This window comes from Chryseobacterium sp. BGARF1, from assembly GCF_001677955.1.
In the GTDB taxonomy this organism is placed as follows: Bacteria; Bacteroidota; Bacteroidia; order Flavobacteriales; family Weeksellaceae; genus Chryseobacterium.
This window is the reverse complement of sequence record NZ_LELA01000128.1, coordinates 1-21,792: the sequence shown is the minus strand read 5'-3', so window position 1 is coordinate 21,792 and position 21,792 is coordinate 1. Positions and strand designations below refer to the sequence as shown.

Here is a 21,792-nt window from a genome sequence, read left to right as displayed (position 1 = left end):
TCTTATCTTTTAGATTTAGATAAAATAAGTCTTATTTTACAACTTTCATCTCATCGATCAGCCATTTTGAGTCGGCAAATTTATCAATAATAAAAAGGATATATTTCGTGTCAACCATGATGTTTCTGCTGAAACGTGGGTCGTAATTGATGTCACTCATTGTTCCTTCCCACTGTCTGTCAAAATTCAATCCAACAAGATTTCCGTGTGCATCCAAAGCCGGGCTTCCTGAATTTCCACCTGTTGTATGGTTGGTTGCAGTAAATCCTACAGGAACATCACCACTTTTATCTTTGTAATTTCCGTAATCTTTTTTGTTGTAAAGATCGATCAGCTTTTGAGGAACATCAAATTCATAATCTCCAGGAATGTATTTTTCCATAACTCCAGCCAAATGCGTTTGATAATCATAAGTTACCGCATCTTTCGGAGTAGATCCTTTTACTTTTCCGTACGTTACACGAAGCGTAGAATTGGCATCCGGGAAGAATTTTCTGTCTTTATCTGTAGCCATTTGCTGCGCCATATAAGTTTTTTGCAACGCATCGATTTTGGTCTGTAAACCTGTAAACTGAGGATCGGCAGTTTTCATATAAGTATCTTTAATACTCATAAACAACTGATAAACGGCATCTTTTTTAATCGTTTTGATCAATTTATCCTGGTTTGAAAATGTTTTTTCAATATCTCCGTTAAGAGCGGCACCATTCACCTGACTTCTTCCTGTGATGATAGAATTTTTTGATAATTCTTCGAAACCTGTAATGTTTTGAGCTTCATTTTTATATTTATCAAAACCAGCTGGTAAAAATTGCGCATCGGTTTTGTTAGCGTATAATGCTAAAAGTTTAGCGGTAACTTTAGAATCCAGTTCAGCGCTGTAATCTTTGTAGAAAGAAGTTAGTTTGTTTTTAAAAGCTGCAGTTCCTTTTTCATCCATTCTTCCCGCTTCCACAGAAGTAATGTAGTTTGAATACATATTTGCCAATGCAAACGTTTCTGCATTTCTTACAACTTCACCATAATATGCATTGTTTAATGCATAAGGAGCCTGGTCGTTATATAATTTATTTAATTGGTCTAAAGTTATTTTTACCTGAGGGTTTTTAGCAACCAAAGAACCTTCGTACATTGTTTTTTTCTGTACCGCGTTAGACTTTTTCAAACCTTCCACTTCACCGATCCATTTTTTCCAATAGTTGGCTACAGAGGCAAATTTAGAAGCATATTTAATTCTTGTAGCATCATCAGTACGCATTTTTTCGTCTAAAGTTTTCAGAGCAACGTCACGCACAGCAATTCTAGCAGGATCAATCTCTTTCATGATTTTTTCTACTGCAATCGCCGGAAGATATTCTGTAGTTCTTCCTGGGAATCCGAATACAAATGTGAAATCATTCTCTGCTTTATCTTTAATTGAAACCGGAAGATAATGTTTCGGAACGTAAGGAACGTTGTCTTTAGAATATTCTGCAGGTTTGTTGTTCTTGTCAGCGTAAATTCTGAACATCGAGAAATCTCCCGTATGTCTCGGCCAAACCCAGTTATCTGTATCACTTCCGAATTTTCCGATACTTTGAGGAGGTGCACCCACCAAACGTACATCTTTATAAGTTTCGATCACGTAAGCATAAAACTTATTACCATAGTACATCGGTTTTACAGAAATCGACTGATAGTTCTCTATTTTCTGAGAACTTTTGTAAATCTCAATATTTTTTGCGATTTGTTTTGCCAGTTCCGGCTCCTGAAGATTATCGGTATTTTCTAAGATTTGATTAGAAACATCTTTAATATCAACAATAAAATCAACAGTTACTCCCGGATTTGGAAGTTCTGTACTCATGTTTTTTGCCCAAAATCCGTTAGAAAGAAGATCGTTTTGCACGGTAGAATGCGCCTGAATCTGTCCATAACCACAATGATGATTGGTAAGTAATAGTCCTTTTGGCGAGATGATTTCGGCTGTACAACCGCCATTGAACTGTACTACAGCATCTTTGATACTTGGTTTTTGAGTATTAAAAATATCTTTAGCCGAAATTTTCATTCCAAGATCTTTCATTTCCTTTTCATTAAGCTCCGTGGGAATCCACATTCCGCCGTATTGCTGAGCAATTCCCCAAGAGAAACTGAAGAACGCAGAAGCAATAAGAACATTACGTTTTATCATTATTTAAAAATTTTGTCTAAAATACGCATTTTAATTTTTTTAGGAAAAGAAAAACCCTTCCTAAAAATAAAATTTAGGAAGGGCCTTTCGGGATATGTTTTTTTTCAATTGAAGATGATTGTAAAATAAATTTCAAAAATCTTTTACACTGTGATGTTTTTATATCATTGATTCTGAGAAAGAAAATTTCATCACTTGTGTTTTCTTTAGCGGTGCAAAATAAGTGATAATTTTCAAGCAAAAAAATGAACCTATGTTCATAAATTCTGTTTTCTGATGCGGCTTAACGCTTGTGGAGTAATCCCGATGTAAGAGGCAATATGTTTCAAAGGAATTTCTCTGATAAAATGCGGAAATGCCTTTGCCAAATTGTTGTAACGCTCTTCTGCGCTGTGCATAAGTAAAGAGATTTCACGCTGAGTTTTTCGTACATATAGATTTTCGGCAGAAATTCTTCCCAAATAATTTCCGACTTTACTTCTTTCGTAAAGCTTTTGAAGGTCATCAAAATGAATTCTGTACATCACGGTTTCCTGAACCGTTTCTACATTATAAGCGCAAGGATTTCGGGTAATGAAAGAATCGTAAGCGCTACAAAACATATTTTCTGAAATTAAAGAAAATGTAATTTCTTTTGATGGCTCTGTAGGGTGTACTTTATTGACAAAAAAACGAATGATCCCTTTGTCGATAAAATAAAGATAATCTTCTACGGTTCCTTCCCTTAAAATCATTGTTTTTTTAGCTAAAACAATCTTCTCAAATTTGTTAACATGATACAAAGCTTCTTCCTGAGAAAGACCTTCTATACTATTGTAAATATTCAGCAGTTTTTCCATGAAACCCTTATGGATATTAGTTTTTCCATTGTAAAAGTAATATTTAATTTCTTTTAAACCTGAGCTTTTCCGCGGTTCATCATTTGTTGCATATCATCGTGTATTTTGAAAATCGCTATTAAAATAAACTGAATTAAGAATATAAATTAATACTACAGTTTATGGATAAATTTAAATTAAAGATATTTGAATTTATTTATTTTTTTAGCAGACATACTTGATCTGTTAAAATTTGAATTTTTTAATAAAAATGAATTTTTAAAACTGAAAAGAATCTATTTTTTCATCATTCATCATCTGCTGAATCAAATTTTCATGATGACTGTTTTTTCCCGTAATAACCCAGGTTGTATTGGAAGATCCTTTTGAAAACTGTTGTTTTACTACGACAAATTTTAAATGATTCATTTTAAATAATTCTTCACAATAATCAAGATTTTCTCTGTTGGAGACTGCAATTTTATACTCCCGAATTTTATGGCGATGATCAATATACGTTTGAAAATAAGTGAGCGAACTCAGAATCAACAAAACCAAAACGGTTCCTAAAAGTGACAAATAAACATATCCCGAACCGACTGCCATTCCGATAGATGCAGTTGCCCAAATTGTTGTGGCGGTAGTGATGCCGTCGATCTTATTGTCGCCTTTAAAAATAACGCCAGCTCCCAAGAAACCAATCCCGGTAATGATGTTTGCAGCCAATCGATCGGGATTTGATACCCCAATTTTAATAGAAAGAATGGTGAAAAGGCAAGACCCGAAACAAACCAATATAAAAGTTCTCAGCCCTGCAGATTTGTTTCTGTATTCTCTTTCTGCGCCGATGCAAAGACCGAGAAATACGGAAATGAAAATCAAAAGCAATTCGTTTTGAATGGAGTGGTCTCTTAGAAAGTCCATTTTTTATAGTTTAATGAAATAAAATTACAATAAAATATCAAACAAAAAGACTGCCTACAAGACAGTCTTTAATGAGTATATTTTTTTAAATTAATTCTTAATAAATTTATGTACTGTCGTCTTATCTTTTGAAAATAATTTAATAATGTAGTTACCTTTCGAAAGTTCAGAAACATGTATAGAATTACCTTTTAAAGAAGTAGAAATCAAAATTCTTCCGTTTACATCGTAGATCTCAGCTTTTACAATTTGATTTTTCGATTGAATATTTAAAACGTCTTTCACTGGATTCGGATAAATACTAAGTTCAGGTTTATCATTGCTGATCTCTGAAGTACCTAATACGTTCTGAACCGTAGTTGTATAAGTGTTGGTAATAATCGGATGATTGTAATCAAAATAAATTTTTGCCAAATTGCTGAAACTGTCGCCTAATGTTAAATTGGATCTTGTTTTGATCTTAAATGAAACGTACCCGTCATTTGTAGCATTATTAAAAGGAAGTTGAATGTTTTCAAAAATAAATTCTACGACATTTCCTGTAATTCTCGTTGCAAAATTGTGACTTGCATTAAGTGCAATCAAACTAGATACATCGTATTTTGAAATATCAATTTCATCTTTTACAACAATGTTTTGTGCGTTTGCAGTTCCTGTATTTTCAAAACGAATTAAATAATGGACGTAATCTCCAACTTTTGCCTGAGTAATTGCAGTTCCTTCCAAACATGTTTTGTCATTGGGATCGAAAGAGTTAACTACAGTTTGATTTAATGTAAATATGTTATCTGATGGTGTTTCATCAGTAGTTCCATTAATTTGTGAAGTATAATGAAGAATATCTCCTCCGTTTAAAGCAGGAGTTTGCGTAGGAGTATTTAAATTAAAAGTTAATGTGATTTCTTTAGTCTCAAATGGAAGAAGATTGGTAAAATTCCAGTTTAAAACTCCGGTAGTTTGTGAATTTGGAGAAAGTGTAGCGTTCAGGAAATTCATCAAATTATCATTATAGTTAAATACTAAAGTTCCAGATTGTGTTGTTGTTCCTTTATTCTTGTAGACAATTTTATACTTCGCATCAAAACCTGGTGAAGCTGGGGTTATTGGAAGAATTACGACTTCAAGATCATTGTGCGTTCCGTTTGCTGTCAAACAGAAATTTTGGGTTAAAGGGCTTGTTTGTGCAGGGAAATTTGCGATAAAGTTCGTTGGAGAGATATTAAAGTAAGACGGGTTTTCTAAAACAGGAGTAATTGTATGTGAACCCGTATTTACCGGAATTGAATAATTTCCAGAAGCGCTCGCTATCATATTTCCAGCTGTGCTTCCGTTTGTTATATTAAATTTTTGAAAAGCTTTATTTAAATCATTTGCATCACAACCATTATTGTTGCTGTCGAATTTTGTGTTTCCCTGAATTGTATGGAAGGTTCCTCCAGGAACGAACGAACAATAGGAATTTACAACCACATTGTTATAGTTATAACTGGTTAATATAGCTAAAGCCTCACTTAATTTATTATTGTCGATACATATAAATTTCAATTGAGGAAGATTGTTGATAGACATACCGTATGGAAAATTCGGGCTTCCGCTTTTTAAATTTATGTTTTGCAGATTATTATTAAAACCACAAGCTATAGTGTAAAGAAGAGGATTGTGACTAAGATCTAATGATTGTAAAAGGTTTTTAGTACATTCCAGCTGTAGAAGTGCAGGGTTTTGGCTAAGATCTAATGTTTGGAAATAATTTTCGTCACATCTTAATAATTGTAAGGATGCTAAAGAAGATATATTAATTGAGCTAAACTTATTTTTAAAAATATCCAAAATCAAAATGCTTGGGAGATTATTTACATTTAAGTTTGTAAGATTATTATTATAATTTAATACCAGTCTTTCAAGAGCGGCACAGTTTGTTGCACTTACTGTATTTAAACTTCCATTGTTGCTACATTCAAGTTTCCATAGCTCCGGAAGATTAGCAACACTTACATTGGAAAGCCCGCAACTTGATATAGAGATCGAATAGAGTTTATTTGATCCTTGAAAATTGATATTTTGAAGTTGGGAGTTACTTAAAAGATCAACATTTTTAAGGTTCAGAAAATTTGATAAATTAAGAGTGGTAATTTTTGTAGATTGTAAAGAGAGTCCTACAAGCGCGGGACAGCCTGTGACATCCAGCTGATTAAGATTTCCACTAAAGACGCCTATATTTTTTATGGAAGAAGAAACGGGGCTTAAAGAAGTTAAAGCAGAACAACTGGTTATTTTCAAATTCTCAAGATTTGTACAATTTGAAATATCAATTGATGTTAAATTATTTAATGCTTGAATTGTTAGATAATTTAGTTTGTCTAAACCACTTACATTAATAGTTGTAGCACCAAATCCAAATAACGTTAATGATTTAAGATTTGAAAAACTCTGAATTCCCGTAATATCATTTATGGAGGAGACAGAAATAGTAAGAAACGCTACATTGGCAGCTTCAGAAACTTCAATTTCTCCATTGCTGTTGGTATCAATTTTTATAGCCTGTCCAGAATTGTTACTTGCGATCTGGTTGTTTGTTGTAACATTCGCAGATAGTAATCTTGCTTTAAAATTAGCATCAGGAATATTCACAATTTGTGCATTAAACACGGTGAACATAATCAAGGAAATGATTAGGTAAATTTTTTTCATAAATTATTAGTTGTTTTTTTATCAAAGCGCAAAAGTAAGCCATTGAGAATGAATTCCAATGGCTTACGGTGTTAAATGTTTTTTTGAAATCTAATGTTTCTCAATAAGGTCCAAAAACTGTTGTTCATCAAGAATGGTAATCGTACCAATGTCTTGGGCTTTCTTCAGTTTGCTTCCTGCTTTTTCGCCAACAACCAAATAATCCAGGTTTTTAGAAACGGCAGAGATGTTTTTTCCGTTGTGTTTTTCTACCATTTCTTCGGCTGATTCTCTGGTAAAAAGAGAGAGTTTTCCTGTAAATAAGAAAGTTTTTCCTTCCAACGCATTCGATAAAACTTCATTGGTGTTTTCTCCTTTTTCCAACTGTACGCCGTAAGATTTTAATCTTTCGAGCATTAAAATATTTTCAGAATTTTGAAAGAAATCAACAATGCTCACAGCGATTTTCATCCCAATATCTTCTACCTGACACAATTCTTCAGCGCTTGCTTTTTTTAAATCATCAATTGTGTTGAAGTTTTTGACTAATTTTTTGGCAACGGTTTCTCCGACATGTTTAATTCCTATTCCGTATAAAACTTTTTCAAAAGCAATTTCTTTTGATCTTTCAATTCCGGTGATGATATTTTGTGCCGATCTTTCAGCCATTCTTTCCAATGGAAGAAGTTGCTCTTTGGTTAAAGCATAAAAATCAGCCGGATTTTCAACCAATCTTTCTTTGTAAAGCTGTTCGATGGTCTCGCTTCCTAAATTATCAATATTCAAAGCCTTTCTAGAAACATAATGGATCATTCTTCCCACAACTTGAGGTGGACAATGCAAATCGTTCGGACAAAAATGAATGGCTTGATCTTCTACTTTTACAAGCTCAGTTCCACATTCAGGGCAATTTTTGATATATTCAATTTCTTTGCTTTCAGATGTTCTTTTTTCAGTATTTACGCCGACAATTTTAGGAATAATTTCGCCGCCTTTTTCTACAAAAACAAAATCTTTTTCGTGAAGACCCAATTTTTTGATGATGTCTTCATTATGAAGAGAAGCTCTTTTTACAATCGTTCCGGCTAATAAAACAGGTTTTAAGTTAGCAACCGGAGTGATTGCTCCTGTTCTTCCGACCTGATAAGAAACGCTTTGTAATTCGGTTTCTACTTTTTCAGCTTTGAATTTATAAGCCATTGCCCAGCGAGGTGATTTTGCGGTGTAACCAAGCTGTCTTTGTTGTTTTATTGAGTTGACTTTCAGTACAATTCCGTCGATTTCAAAAGGCAGATTGTGTCTTTCAACATCCCAGAAATTAATGAATTCTTTGATTTCATCTAAATTTTTACAGAGTTTTGCCTGATCAGAAATCTTGAATCCCCAATTTTGTGCCTCATGAAGCAACTCCCAATGCGTTTCAACAGGAATTTCATCTGAAACAAACTGATAAAGTACCGATGAAAGCCTGCGTTTTCTCACTTCACCGCTATCCTGCATTTTCAAACTTCCACTGGCTGTGTTTCTTGGGTTCATAAACGGGTCTAAACCTTCATCTTCACGTAGTTTGTTTATTTTGTCGAAATTTTTTCTGGTTAAATAAATTTCACCACGCATAAAAAACCTTTCAGGAAAATCTCCGTTTAACTTCAACGGAATATCTGAAATTGTACGCACATTGGCTGTGATCTCATCTCCCTGAAAACCGTCACCACGTGTTACCGCTTGTGATAATTTCCCATTTTCATATAAAATAGAAATTGAGGCACCGTCATATTTGAGTTCGGCAACAAATTCTACAGGTTCGTCAATTGTTTTAATGATTCGTTTTTCCCAGTCTTCCAAATCATCAAAGTCGTAAGAATTATCCAAAGAATACATTCTAAACTGATGCTGAACAGTGGGGAAATTTTTTGTAACGCCACCTCCAACACGAATGGTGGGTGAGTTGTCATCATGAAATTCCGGATATTGCGCTTCCAGATTCTGAAGTTCTTTTAATAATAAATCAAACTCAAAATCTGAAATACTGGGTTCATCCATCAGATAATAATTTTCATTATGCTGATGAAGTTCTTTACGGAGTTGCTCTATTTTATGCTGAATGTTTTCGGACATGCGTTTTCTATCTTTTCAACAAAAATAATGTAAATAATAATTTAAAAAAATACTACTATTAATTATTCTGGGAAAATTAAAACTTTGTAATCTATTCTAACCAATTGATATTCTATCAAATAATGTAATCGTTTACATTTATTTAACATAATAGTGTAATTTAATTAAAAAAATGTTAAAACACCCTTAAACAGATGGCTTACAAAGTCACTATACCTTTGTCCCCAATTAATCTATTATATGAAAAAAGCAAAGATTTTATTGGGACTTCTGTTTTTGGGAGTAGGAACTATTGCCTATGCACAAACAACACAAGCTTCTATTGTAGGGAAAATTACCGGTAAAAAGGTTCAGGAAAAGGTGAAAGTTACCATCGTGAATGAGTCTACAGGTTTTCGTACAGTAACAGAAACGAATTCTAAAGGGGAGTATATTTTCAAAGAAATACCTTTAGGAGGGCCTTATACGGTAATCGTAAATGAGGAAAAGAAAGAAGGTTATAATGTGAATTTTGGAGATCAGGTGACTGTGAATCTTGATTTGGACGAAGGCGAAAAAACGATTGAAGAAGTAGTGATCAATGGAAATCTTAAAAATAAAATAGGAAACTTAGGAGCAGCGACGGCAATTTCAGCAAAGAATATAGGGATTTTACCCGTAAACGGAAGAAATTTCGCAAGTCTCACAGATTTGTCTCCTTTAAGCGGTAAGAACGGAAACTTATCTGGTCAGTTAGGTTCTTCCACCAACTTTACCATTGACGGAATGACGGCGAAAAACCCAACTTCTGCAGGATCTACAACCAGCCGAAGCGGTGCACCTTTTTCCATATCGATCGAAGCAGTAAGAGAATTTAAGATCACAACCAACCAGTACGATGTTACCTTGGGTAGAAGTGGAGGTGGAACGGTGAGTGCGGTTACAAAATCGGGTACCAATAAATTTTCAGGAAGTGCTTGGGAATATTTGAGAACCAACTGGCTTTCGAGCCCATATGATATTCGTGGAAACAAGAGAGATGTTGATTTTTCTACTTCTCAGTTCGGGTTTTCATTGGGTGGGCCAATTATTAAAAATAAGCTACATTTTTTCGCAGCTTGGGATCATCAGTTAGATTCTAGACCTTTGCAGATTGCAGATGTCAAATCGCGTGAAGATGAGTTGAGATTAAATACTACAACAGCAACACTTAATAAATTCCTTGATATTGCAAGAGCAAAATACGGTGTTGGAAATTCTCCACAATTTGGAAGCTTCGATAAAGTAAGGAATTCTGATGCCTCATTTTTACGTTTAGATTGGCAGATTAATGATAAAAACTTATTGACATTAAGAAACAATTTTACCTACGATTTAAATAAAAACGGATTAGGAGACAATACAGCAATTAATGCATTTGAGTCTTACGGAACCGATAAAAACATGGATAACAGTTTGTTGTTAACTTTAAGATCTAATTTAAAGCCTAATATAACGAACGAATTGAAAGTTCAGCATTTATATACTTTCCAGGACAGTTATCAAAGTGACCAGCTGGGACATGCTGTTCCGAGAGCGATTGTAGAAAATATAATCACTAATATCGACGGAAACAAGGCAACAAACATCCAGATCGGAGGTCACCGTTTTGCGCAGGAAAGCTTCAAAAATAATGTGATTCAGATTGTAGATAATTTGTATTACAATACCGATAAGATTAAATATACTTTTGGGGTTGACTTTATGTACACAAAAGCGAGATCTGTGTACGGAAGTGAGGTCAACGGAAGATTCCATTTCAGAGAAAACCCTACAGTGAACGATGGTGATAATCTATTTAATTTTAATAATCTTATCTCTAACAGATTCTACAGAGAAGTTCCTTTGGTAGAAGATCCGTCTGTGAAGTCGAGTATCTGGAATGCCGGTGTTTACGGTCAGATTCAGACGAAAGTTGCAAAAGGTTTAGATTTTATGGCTGGTTTAAGGCTTGATTATGGTGGTTATCCAAAAGCTCAGTTTAATCAGAAATTATTTGATGAAATGGGAATCCGAACAGATAATCAAATCAAATCGTTTGTTATTCAGCCAAGATTCCAGTTTGAATGGAATGTGAATGAAGGAAATAAAGATTTCTTGAAATTCGGAGCAGGAATTTTCTCATCAGATATCAACAATTATATGGTCATCAATAATTTGGTTTTTGATGGGAAACATTTGGCAACGGTTGACGTTAACCCTTCACAAATTGGTTTGACACCGGATTTCAACAGTTATAGAAACGATTACAATACAGTTCCTACATTATCTCAATATCAGCTTCCGACCATTAATTATACAGGGGAAGATGCGAAAATTCCGATTGTTTACAAAGCAAATATCTCGTATACGCATTTCTTCAACGAAAGATTCAGAGCAGGACTTGCAGGTTACATGGCTTTAGGTAGAAACAACTATTTCTATTATGACAGAAATATGCAAACTAATCCTTTCTTCACTCTTGATAATGAAGGTGGAAGAGGTGTTTTTGTTCCGGCTAGTACAATCAATGCAAGTAATGGTGTAATGAATTGGAAAGAAGGAACAATCAACAAAAAATTTGGAAGAGTTTTAGAGCTTGTAAGTGACGGAAAAGTGAATCAATTCTCTTTTGTAGTGGATACAAGTTACCGTTACTGGAAAGACGGAGAGATCACGGCAAGTTACACTTGGTCTGATATTAAAGATAATACTTCTTACAACGGAAACGTAGCCAATTCTGCAACATTATCTACATTGGTAGAAAGTGATCCCAGAAATCTGAGAATGACGTATTCTGATAACCAGTTCAGAAACAAAGTTGTATTGTACGGAAATTCACCTACAATTGCAGGATTTACTTTAGGAATCAGATATTCAGGAATTGGAGGAACACGTTTCTCTGTAACTTCCGGAGGAAATATTAATGGAGATTTCGTAGATACTAATGATTTAGCCTACATTTTCCCTCAACTGACACAATCTCTGATCGAGGATCCTGAAGTTGGAAAAGCTTTAAAAAATTATATCACAGATTACAACAACAAAATTGCAGAAAGAAACGGAGGAAAGAACGGATTCTATGGAGTTTGGGATGTACGTGTAGCAAAAAAAATCAAGTTTGACAAAATTGGAGCTTTTGAGCTTTCTGTTGATATTTTCAACCTGGCCAATTTACTTAACAGAGAATGGGGGGTAAACAAATCTTATGGAAATATGTCTTTGTATAGAATAAACAAATTCGACCCGGTTACAAAACAGTTTGAATATGCTAAAAATACCAGCGGATTAGCGCCTTTATCGGGGAATCCTTATCAGATCCAGATCGGAGCAAAATATTCATTCTAAAAAATAAGTACTAATTTTATCTAAAAGTCTGAAAAAGGCTTTTAGATTTTAATGATCAATTGATATTATGAAAAAGTTTATCTTAGGGTTTGCAGTTTTAACGACAGTTTTTATGAATGCACAAACCCAAATCATTGCGCACAGAGGTTATTTTCAGACGCAGCCTCCAACAACGGAAAATTCTATCACAGCATTACAAAATGCTCAAAAATTAAAGATCTACGGATCTGAGTTTGATGTAAGGATGTCTAAAGACGGCGTTTTGGTCATTAATCACGACGAGCATCACGGTAAAATGGAAATTTCTGAAACCGATTTTAAAGAATTGGCAACACTGAAACTTTCAAACGGTGAAAAATATCCTACTCTGAAAGATTATCTGAAAGCTGGTAAAAAAGACAAGGCTTTAAAGCTTATTGTAGAAATAAAACCTGCAAAGACAGAAGCTTTAGAAAACGAAATGGTTGAAAAAACGGTTAAGATAATCAAAGAAATGAAGCTTGAATCTCAATGTGAATATATTTCATTCAGTTTAAATATCTGTAAGCAGATTAAAAAAATCGCTCCCGATTTTAAAGTTCAGTATTTAAGAGGTGAGCTTTCTCCACAACAGATCAAAGACGAAGGTTTAGACGGATTAGATTATCACTATTCAATATTTCAGAAAAACCCAACATGGATTGCTGAAGCGAGTGCATTAGGATTGATCACCAATTCTTGGACGGTAAATGAAGTTGAGATTTACAATGAACTAAAAAAACAAGGAATAGGTTTTATTACCACCAATATTCCGGATCAGTTGAAAGGAAAATAAATTGATTAAATAATTAGAAACAAAAATCTGTCTCATTTGGGGCAGATTTTTTTGGTTTAAATAAGCTTAGTTTGTTGCTCTGTAGGAGCAATACCTTCGTAGAAAAATAGCTTCAAACATCTTAAGCTTTGGAGGAGCGACACCTTAATCTTTAAATATCAATTCATAAAAATTGAATACAAATCTAAAGTTATTGAATTTAAATCTACCAACCATCAACTAAACCCTATTAACCATTTTTACTTTCTCAAGAAAAGGCATTAAGTTATACTAAAATAACCCACTTTTTATATTAAACATAATTCATTCTTTTAATACACTGCTAACTAAAAGCTTGCGCATTGTCGTTAATTATGAATTAATATATCGTTTAGAATTTGTTCAAAATATGTTAAAGCGCTATTAAAGCTATGTTCGTCATAGCTTTCTAATTTTGCGCAAATAAAAAATGTAGGCCTAAATATTGATTCATTACATCATTTTTACTTTTTATATATTACTTTCAAAAACCAGCTTATTCGTAAGTTGGTTTTGTTTTGATATAGAATTTCCTGATGATTAATTTTTATTAAATCAAAATCATAAACACTTGTTTAAAAAAATGGTTTCGTAAATTTGCATCATAAAAATTTAAACAATGAATTTAAAAGGAAAAAATGCCATTATCACCGGAGGTGGTAGAGGTTTGGGAAAGGCTGTAGCCTTAATCCTTGCCAATGAAGGCGTAAATATAGGGATCACAGGAAGAAACGAAGAAAATCTTAAAATGACTGTTGACGAGATCCAAAAATTGGGTGTTAATGCAGCATACGCAGTTTTTAGTATCGATAATGAAATTCATGTAAAAGCAGGAATAGAATCGATCGTAGAACAGTTGGGTGGAGTAGATATTCTGATCAACAATGCTGGGATCGGAGATTTTGGTTCTATTGAAGAAATGCCTTCAGAAACTTGGGAGCAGGTTATCAAAACCAATCTTTTTGGTGTTTATTATGCAGCGAAAGCAGTGTATCCATATCTAAAAGAAAAAGGTGAAGGTGATATTGTAAATGTAGCTTCTACAGCAGGTTTGAAAGGTGGACCCAATATGTCGGCTTATGCAGCTTCAAAAGCAGCTGTCGTTTCTTTATCTCAGTCGATGATGGCAGAATGGAGAAAGCAAAACATTCGTGTAATTACTTTAACGCCGAGTACCATTGCTTCAGATATGTCTATCCAAGGTGGTTTGACAGATGGCAATCCGGATAAAGTTCTTCAGCCTGAAGATTTCGCAGAATGGGTAAGAGATATTTTGAAAATGAACAGAAGAGCTTTAATTGCAAACGGTTCTATTTTCTCTACAAATCCGTAAAGAGCTTTAAACTTTTAGTATAGTTATAAAAATAGGTTACCCAAATTGTGGATAACCTATTTTTTTATTTTATTATAATGATTTAATATCTTGTTTGAAAACATCTAATGAGTCGTGGCCTTTTGTGGGCTTAAAAGCATGCATTGTTCTATTAGCTTGTAATTTGCGACTACTATTACCCGAAGGGTTAAATGCCTGGTATAATTCGTGACATTCTTGTAAAATCTGTTTCGTATTATATTCAGGATGTTCAGCTTTTACAGTATGTTGATAAATTGCTGTAAAATCGTTTAATGATACTTTCTTCATGTCAACAATTGACCTGTATAAAACAAAAGCCGATACCTTGTCACATTTACTTTTTAAAGCTTGAGATTTTACAACTTTTGCCCACCCTGCAAAATCAAGACGTACCATCGATACACCCTCTAAAACTGCAAAATATCTTATTACCTCAGATTCAGAACCGCTTGAAGCTCCAAAAAGAGTGTTCACAAATCCTGAAACTAGTTTTTGCGAGGCTCCTTTATTATCTCCATCTACAAAACCATCAATAGCACCATTTACTACTTCAGTAATATTACTTGCGTTATCTGAAGTATATGCTCTTGTATCATAAATAAACGATTGAATCGTTGTGATAGGAAATGTTCTATCAGTACCTTGCCCTGCTCCCAGCAAACTCGTTTGTATCTTTTCAGCATAGTATTCAGATTTTGATTTTCCCAAACCGAAAAGAGTATCCAAATGTGCTGCACATTCATTTTTTAGTTCCTCAGATTTGTCTTGCCCAATTAAGGCTTCTGTAATTTTGGCCATAATAATAGTTTTTGATTAAAAGTTTTTATTGATATGACAAAGTAAAAGATATATAGCTTGCTTTTTTTATGTATAAATACTCAATTTAAACACTCCGTTTAATTACTTACTTGTAAAATTTAAGTTTTTGATAAGCTAGAATTGAAGCACAGTAAAACTTATTCTCAGAATTCAAAAAAGTAGTTTTATTTTTGCAACAAATTATTCACATGCAAAATTATTTAGAATTCGATTTCAAGATTTCTCCACTTCAACCTTGGAACGAAATATTAATGGCAGAACTTATCGAGATAGGTTTCGATAGCTTCACAGAAGAAATTCATGGTATTTTAGGGTATATTCAGAAAGAGTCTTTCAAAGAAGAAGAATTGAAAGCATTGCCACTTTTTCAAAATGAAGAAGTGAAAATAGAATATACTTTCACCGAAATGCCCAACATCAACTGGAATGAAGAGTGGGAAAAGAATTTTGAACCGATCAATATTGATGATAAAGTATTGATTAGAGCAGAATTTCATGAATCAGTTCCGGGAATGCACGAAATTGTCATTCAGCCTAAAATGTCTTTCGGAACAGGTCACCATCCGACAACCCATTTGATGATTCAACAAATGATGGATATCGATTTTAAAGACAAGAAAGTCTTGGATATGGGATGTGGAACTTCTGTGTTAGCAATTTACGCAAAACAAATCGGAGCCGGAGATACAAAAGCCATTGATATTGACGAATGGTCAGTTGAAAATTCTAAAGAAAATGCTGCAAGAAATAGTGTAGAATTGGATATCGAACTGGGAACTGCAGATAATTTAGGAAAAGAAAATTACGATATCATTTTAGCGAATATCAACAGAAATATTTTGATTTCAGATATTCCAACGTATGTTTCTGTTTTAAACGAAGGTGGTAAATTATTGCTTTCAGGTTTGTGTTTCTTCGATGTTGATGATATTCTGGAAGTTTGTAAAGAAAACAATTTAGAACTGAAAAAGAAGTTGCAACGTGAAGAATGGGTAAGCTTATTGCTTGAAAAATAAGATATATTATCATAATATTTTAACCTCAACCTTAATCTCAACCTCAGTATTAGCCTAAAAAATATGAAACCATTCATCACCGTTTTATTTTTATGCATTATTCAGTTTTTCTCAGCACAGGAAGAAGATTACGAATATGCAAACGGAGTTTTCCATTTTGAAGAAAACAAAACGCAGAAAATTTTTACTGATTTTACGAGAATCAGACAGTCACCAAATGTGAATGCCCAAATTCTCGATTCTTTACAAACGAATCAGCAGATTTTGATACTTAAACAAGATGAAACTATTTTGAAATTAGGCGAAAGAAGAGCCAATTGGTACAAAATATCTTACCAAAAAGGTGATAAAACGTCCGAAGGCTACGTTTGGGGTGGAAATCTTTGTATAGGTTACAGAACTAAAAACGGGTATGATTTTCTTTTTGGTTTAACGAAAACCATTAATAAAAAAGACAAGGAATATCCTGAGATTGTGATCAAGCAAAATATTGCTGCCATCAAAATGGTTGAAGGAAATACGCTAATCGATGAGGTTTCTTTCGATACCGGTTCAGGCGAAAGTCTGAGTTACGGAACGTTTACTATTGAGAGCAATCATAAGCTGAAAAATGTAGAATTTACTTTAAAAGCCATGGTTTCTGGTGAAGCCTGTGGAATTCCAAGTTATGACCAATATGTTTTGGTAAAAGATAAAAAAATGATTGTGCTTCCTCAATTGATGAATGTTGGCGATGCAGATGTTTATTACCACAGCGAACAATTTGTTTTTCCTAATGATAAAGGCGGAATTCCCGATGCTTTTATTTTTAAAACGGAAGAGATGGAAAAAGATGAGAAAGACCGCGAAAAGAAGAAAAACGCCTCAAAAACCTATCTTTGGAATGGTGATTCTTATAGATTGAAATAATCTTATTATAAATTTGAAAACCACTGTGTTTTTACAGTGGTTTTTATTTTATTTAAACTGAATATTTTGGTACATGACAAAAAATAACATGTATTAAAACTGAATACATAAAAAAGGTCCCTAGTCTGCTTTTCTTTTCTGAAAAGCCACTGAGACCAATAATTCTAAAAATGTTCAAGACCATTGGCTCCTAAAGCCATATAAAGATTGATTCTTTCGATGCGCTGTTGCAGGTCGAGGTCGATGATATTCATCTCTTTTTTTATCAGGTCTCTCTGCTTTTGGAGTAAGACAAAACTATTATTGCTGCCGATTTTTATTTGTTTTTTCGTTAAATCAACATTCCTTTCCAGTGAAGAAATTGCCTGTTTCTGAAAAACATTTTGCTTTTCGATAGAGCTGAGATTGGCTAATGCAGATTCTACTTCATTATAGGCCAAAAGCACTGATTTTGCATATTCTTCAACCACTTGTTTTTGCTTTGAAGTTTTTACTTCAACATTCTTTTTCAGTTTTCCTCCGTTGAAAATTGGGGTTGTCAATCCACCGCCAACTTTTATTAAAGGATTGGAAAAAAGATTACTGATGGCTCCTACATTGGTTTCTGCTGCACCAAAAGCTGCACTGATGTTAATGGAAGGCAATCTTGCCGCTTTTGCTTCCTGAATTTCATAAAAACTGGCTTCTATCTGAAACTGTTGCGCCATAATATCTGACCTTTTTTCTAAAAGACTTAAAGGAAAATTGGCTGGAATTTCCTGTTTTAAAGCTGAAAACTCTGCATTAACTTTCAATAAACCTTCCGGATATCTTCCGCAAAGCATTTCTAAACTTCTTCGAGATTGTGAATTGGCATTTTTTACTTTTTCAAGATAAGAATTCAGCAAAATAATTTCACTTTCGATGTTGGATAAATCAATTTCATTGGCTGTTCCGACCTTATTTTGAACCAGATAAATCTTTTTCAAATCTTCGGTCATACCAATATACTGACTGATTTTCTGTTCCTGATATTGCCCTGCAATATTTAGATAGTAAGCTTTGGCAATCATTGCAGCAACTGATTGTTTCAACATTTTTTGTTGAAATGCCGCCGAGTAATATTGACTTACACTCACCATTTCTGCCGATTTATTTTTTCCCCAAAGGTCGAGTTCCCAATTGGCTTTTAACTGTAAATTTCCAATGTGAGTTCCGCTTACAAGATTGTTGCTGGTATTTGCCAACGCATTTACACTTGGGTAAAGGTTACTTCCTGCAATATCCATCGACAATTCTATTTGATTCAGCTTTTCTTTAGAGATAATGATATCTGCGTTGTGGGCAAGTCCTTCCTTTACCAGAACTTCAAGCTCGCTTGTAATAATCTCATTCATCCATTGATAAGAAAAATCGGGGCTGTCTGTTTCTTTATCTTGAATCCATTTATCGGGAATTTCGATGTTTGCCTTTATTTCGCTGGTGTTTTTTAAAGCTTCTATTTTTTCAGGTGTTGCATTTTTATAACCAATACAAGAGGTTAAACTCAGTAACAGGACGCACGCAATACTTATTTTCTTTAGCATTTTAGTGAAGTTTTAGAATTAAGTAATTGACTTTACTGTTCACTCTCACCATCACTTTTCTGATTAAATGTAAAGGTTTAATGTTATCAGAATAAATAACAGCTGTACCTCGCGCACCTACTGTTAATGGTTTTTCTTTTTCGTCTAAAACAAATTTTGCAATCAATTTTCCGTCTGTTTCAGGTAATTGTCTCGCGGTATCCGGAATTCCGGCGGTTGTTCCGTTGCCACCAAACATTCCTCCTGCATTATTCATAATACCCTGGCTTGTTGCATCGATTACATATTCCAGTTTTGCTTTTACCACTTTTCCCGGGGAGGTTTTTAAGGCAAGTTCTACTTCATCGCCATTTTTTACGGCTTCCAATTCATTTTGAGAAAAGAATGCAATGATAGACTGTTGTTTTTGAATCAAAACAAAAGCAGATTTGAACGGTGCGATGATTGCCCCTTCGTTCAGTTGTACGTTGGGAATAAAACCGTCTGTTGGTGCTAAAACCACAGTTTGAGAAAGATTCCATTTTGCTTGTTCTAATTTAGCTTTGATTTCCGAAACTGAAGCGTTTTCTCCGTTGTAATTAGAGTTGTATTTGGTTTCTAAAGATGATTTCTGAGCCTGTGCTGCACTAATTCTTGATTGCAGATCCTGTGAAGTTGACATTGCCTGTTCCAAATCAAATTTATTGGCTGCACCTGAACTTACTAATTCCTGATATTGCTTTATTCTTTTGTTGCTTAGATCCAATTGAGATTGCAAACTCAAAATATTTTTACGAGAAGCATCAATATCTGAATTGTAGGACGAAACGGTAGATTTCATATTACTAAGCTGTGCTTCCAAAGATTTTATTTCTTGTTGATAAGGCAAAGGGTCAATAGTGAATAACGTATCTCCTTTTTTAACTTCCTGATTGGTTTTTACATATACCTTTTTTACTCTTCCTAAAGTTTGGGTAGTAATATCTACGCTTCGGTTACCTACTTTTACATCCGATGTAATAGGGCAGAAGTAATTCAGACTTAAAATAAGAGCAATAGACCCGAAAATTGGCAAGGAATAGACAACAACCTGCGTATTGAAATTCCAAGGAATTAATTTTAATTTTTTAATGAGAAGCCAGCAAATTCCGGCATATATTCCGATAAGTAATTCTAACATAATTTTTATTCTTAATGATTTTGTGTTTCTTCTGAAAGCGATTGGTTTTCTTCAATTAAAATTTCTTCTTTTCCGTTTGAAGAATTTATATTTTCTGAATCCGAAGAAGGTGTTTTTTCTTTTTTGTAATCGTAGTTTGCCCATATTAAAGCAACCGGCCAAAGAAGACCGCCAAATACCAGTGAAAGCAAACACATGCTTTTGATGGCGTTTAATTGTGGATGGTTTTTCTTTTCTGCCACTTTTTCAGGATAAATATGAACTTTCCAAAAAAGAAATATTCCGGCAAATGGTAAAATAAGTATGATAAGCCAAGATGCTGTATCTGCGATAGTATCTTCTAAAGTTCCTGTGGAAGCATACGAAAGGCCGCAACACAGGAATACACACAGTATTGTAAGTAATTTTTGCATAATAAAATAATTGGGATAAAAATCCCGGCATATCAGTTAAGATAATACCGAGAATCATAAAGCATGATAAAAAACTAATTTTTAGTTCCGTATTCTTCACGAAGTACACTGCGTAAGAAATCGGCATTTTCATGATAAGTGGTGATTTGCTGTGGACTTAAAATCTGGTCAAAAGCTTTGTCGGCTTTTTTCAATGCTTTGTGTAGTTTGCGTTGAGCAGTATTTTTACCTCTATTGTTATCTGCAGAAAAGTAGATATCTAAATCCTTTCTTACGTTTTCTACCACTTTCTGATTAATGTTGAAAATTGGTGTCAACTGGTCGTTGCTTAAATCTAGCATACGTGCCATAACCATCGTTCTGAAAGTAGCGGCTCTTGCGATTTTATTTTCCTGAAAAAGCTGGAACTGTGCAGGCGAAAGAATTTCCTGTAAGGCAAGGTTTCTTTCTTTTAAAATTTTTGCAAAACTTTCGAAATTTTCTTTCTGTGAAGAATTTTGAGCAAAACTTTTTTGGTCTAAATTTTCTACCGCAGCAGCAGCTTGTACATTGATTTGATAAACCTGTTCGCCCTGTAACGGGGTCATATTAAGAAATGACATTTCCTGGGTAATGTAAGTGCCAATTTTTTCTACTGGTTGAGTTTGGGCATTTACGGAGTTACTTGCTAACAGCATGAATAAGCTTACTGAAGCTATTCTTAGAATTTTTTTGTTCATTGTTTTTTTGTTTTAAATCATACTTTTTGTGCAATCGACTGTGATACAGGTTTTTGTACAGTGCAAAATTAAAACGAAGAAACTCTGAAAAACTATTCTTAAGTTATTTTTTCGGTGGCGGTTTTTTTTGTATGCGGGCTGTTAATCGGGATAAAGAATTGGGTGTAATTCCTAAAAAATTGGCAATATACTTACGGTTTGCATTTCTTGTAATGTAAGGGCGATTTTTAAGAAACGTTTCGTAACGTGTACTGGGAGAGTTACTGCACGAATCTTCTGTACGGATGCGCAGGGTATCTATAATAATTTTTAAAGATTTGATATAAAACTGAAAAATACCTTTGTGCTGAAATGCCAATTCTTCGAAAGTATCTTTTGGAAACAGTAATAATTGAGTATCTACAAGTGCTTCAATCGTATATTTTGTCTCTCTTTGCCCTTCGTAATATTCAGGAATGCCAACAATGACAGCGTGTTCTTTTTCAGAGGTGAAAAACATATTACTTTCTATACCCTCATCCGAATCGAAATACCAACGCAACAAACCGGTAGTAAGTACAAAAACATGCTCAAACATATCTCCTGACTCTACAAGCTTTGTTTTTTTTGGAAGAAATAAGGGTTTAGCGATTTGTGACAACGCAATTCGTTCTTCATCATTAAGCTGATGAAGGTGCTCCAAATGTTTTAATAGTTCCGACGGTGTTGCCATCTTTTTAAAGGTCTTAAATCAGATGATTAAAAATAAAGAAAATATTATAAAGAAAAAAATGTTAATGATTAGCAACGAAATTCTTGCTTCTGAAAAGTGTAAATAAGCTTTTAAGATTTTGAAAACATAAAGCTCTAAAACAAAAAAAACTCACAATAAAAATTGTGAGTTTTAAGTGAGCGCGTCAGGATTCGAACCTGAGACCGTCTGCTTAGAAGGCAGATGCTCTATCCAGCTGAGCTACGC

16 protein-coding genes are annotated in these 21,792 nt (G+C 34.0%); 5 read left to right on the top strand and 11 right to left on the bottom strand.

Features of this window, described 5'->3' with window-relative positions; all coding sequences use genetic code 11:
* Nucleotides 1–31: 31 nt before the first annotated feature.
* The 5 genes from AB671_RS20180 to ligA form a co-directional block, all read right to left on the bottom strand.
* Complete coding sequence (locus tag AB671_RS20180; RefSeq protein ID WP_066682318.1) at nt 32–2,173, bottom strand: S46 family peptidase; 2,142 nt, start codon at nt 2,171–2,173, stop codon at nt 32–34.
* A gap of 257 nt (nt 2,174–2,430) precedes the next feature.
* Nucleotides 2,431–3,012, bottom strand: coding sequence for a Crp/Fnr family transcriptional regulator (locus tag AB671_RS20175; protein WP_066682320.1), 582 nt, complete (start codon nt 3,010–3,012; stop codon nt 2,431–2,433).
* Between the two features lie 258 nt (nt 3,013–3,270).
* Nucleotides 3,271–3,915, bottom strand: coding sequence for an MgtC/SapB family protein (locus tag AB671_RS20170; RefSeq protein WP_082987373.1), 645 nt, complete (start codon nt 3,913–3,915; stop codon nt 3,271–3,273).
* Nucleotides 3,916–4,005: 90 nt separating this feature from the next.
* On the bottom strand, nt 4,006–6,606 hold the full coding sequence (locus AB671_RS20165) for a T9SS type A sorting domain-containing protein (RefSeq protein WP_066682322.1): 2,601 nt from the start codon (nt 6,604–6,606) through the stop codon (nt 4,006–4,008).
* 90 nt (nt 6,607–6,696) lie between these two features.
* Nucleotides 6,697–8,703, bottom strand: a complete 2,007-nt coding sequence (gene ligA / locus AB671_RS20160; RefSeq protein ID WP_066682323.1) for an NAD-dependent DNA ligase LigA — start codon at nt 8,701–8,703, stop codon at nt 6,697–6,699.
* Between the two features lie 240 nt (nt 8,704–8,943).
* Between ligA and AB671_RS20155 the strand changes: the two genes are divergently transcribed.
* The 3 genes from AB671_RS20155 (at nt 8,944) to AB671_RS20145 (ending at nt 14,213) form a co-directional block, all read left to right on the top strand.
* On the top strand, nt 8,944–12,048 hold the full coding sequence (locus AB671_RS20155) for a TonB-dependent receptor (protein ID WP_066682325.1): 3,105 nt from the start codon (nt 8,944–8,946) through the stop codon (nt 12,046–12,048).
* A 67-nt stretch (nt 12,049–12,115) separates the two neighbouring features.
* Complete coding sequence (locus AB671_RS20150) at nt 12,116–12,862, top strand: glycerophosphodiester phosphodiesterase family protein (protein ID WP_066682327.1); 747 nt, start codon at nt 12,116–12,118, stop codon at nt 12,860–12,862.
* A gap of 637 nt (nt 12,863–13,499) precedes the next feature.
* Complete coding sequence (locus AB671_RS20145; protein WP_066682336.1) at nt 13,500–14,213, top strand: 3-ketoacyl-ACP reductase; 714 nt, start codon at nt 13,500–13,502, stop codon at nt 14,211–14,213.
* Nucleotides 14,214–14,285: 72 nt separating this feature from the next.
* Here the strand turns inward: AB671_RS20145 and AB671_RS20140 are convergent, their stop codons facing one another.
* Nucleotides 14,286–15,032 carry a hypothetical protein gene (locus tag AB671_RS20140; protein WP_066682338.1) on the bottom strand — a complete coding sequence of 249 codons (747 nt, stop codon included), beginning with the start codon at nt 15,030–15,032 and terminating at the stop codon, nt 14,286–14,288.
* 209 nt (nt 15,033–15,241) lie between these two features.
* On the opposite strand from AB671_RS20140, the gene prmA reads away from it, so the two are divergent.
* A complete protein-coding gene (gene prmA / locus AB671_RS20135; protein ID WP_066682339.1) occupies nt 15,242–16,069 on the top strand; it encodes a 50S ribosomal protein L11 methyltransferase in 828 nt (275 codons plus the stop codon).
* Nucleotides 16,070–16,132: 63 nt separating this feature from the next.
* A complete protein-coding gene (locus AB671_RS20130) occupies nt 16,133–16,978 on the top strand; it encodes an SH3 domain-containing protein (RefSeq protein ID WP_066682341.1) in 846 nt (281 codons plus the stop codon).
* 164 nt (nt 16,979–17,142) lie between these two features.
* On the opposite strand, the gene AB671_RS20125 is transcribed toward AB671_RS20130, so the two are convergent.
* The 5 genes from AB671_RS20125 to AB671_RS20105 all read right to left on the bottom strand — a co-directional run bounded on the left by AB671_RS20125 (nt 17,143) and on the right by AB671_RS20105 (nt 21,546).
* Nucleotides 17,143–18,543 (bottom strand): TolC family protein, encoded by a 1,401-nt coding sequence (locus AB671_RS20125; protein WP_066682344.1) that lies wholly within the window; start codon nt 18,541–18,543, stop codon nt 17,143–17,145.
* A gap of 1 nt (nt 18,544) precedes the next feature.
* The gene (locus tag AB671_RS20120) at nt 18,545–19,702 is read right to left on the bottom strand and encodes an HlyD family secretion protein (RefSeq protein ID WP_066682346.1); all 1,158 of its coding nucleotides are present in this window, start codon (nt 19,700–19,702) and stop codon (nt 18,545–18,547) included.
* Between the two features lie 11 nt (nt 19,703–19,713).
* On the bottom strand, nt 19,714–20,115 hold the full coding sequence (locus AB671_RS20115) for a DUF3302 domain-containing protein (RefSeq protein ID WP_082987372.1): 402 nt from the start codon (nt 20,113–20,115) through the stop codon (nt 19,714–19,716).
* Between the two features lie 74 nt (nt 20,116–20,189).
* Nucleotides 20,190–20,834 carry a hypothetical protein gene (locus AB671_RS20110; protein ID WP_066682348.1) on the bottom strand — a complete coding sequence of 215 codons (645 nt, stop codon included), beginning with the start codon at nt 20,832–20,834 and terminating at the stop codon, nt 20,190–20,192.
* 103 nt (nt 20,835–20,937) lie between these two features.
* A complete protein-coding gene (locus AB671_RS20105; protein ID WP_082987371.1) occupies nt 20,938–21,546 on the bottom strand; it encodes a Crp/Fnr family transcriptional regulator in 609 nt (202 codons plus the stop codon).
* Between the last annotated feature and the right edge of the window lie 246 nt (nt 21,547–21,792).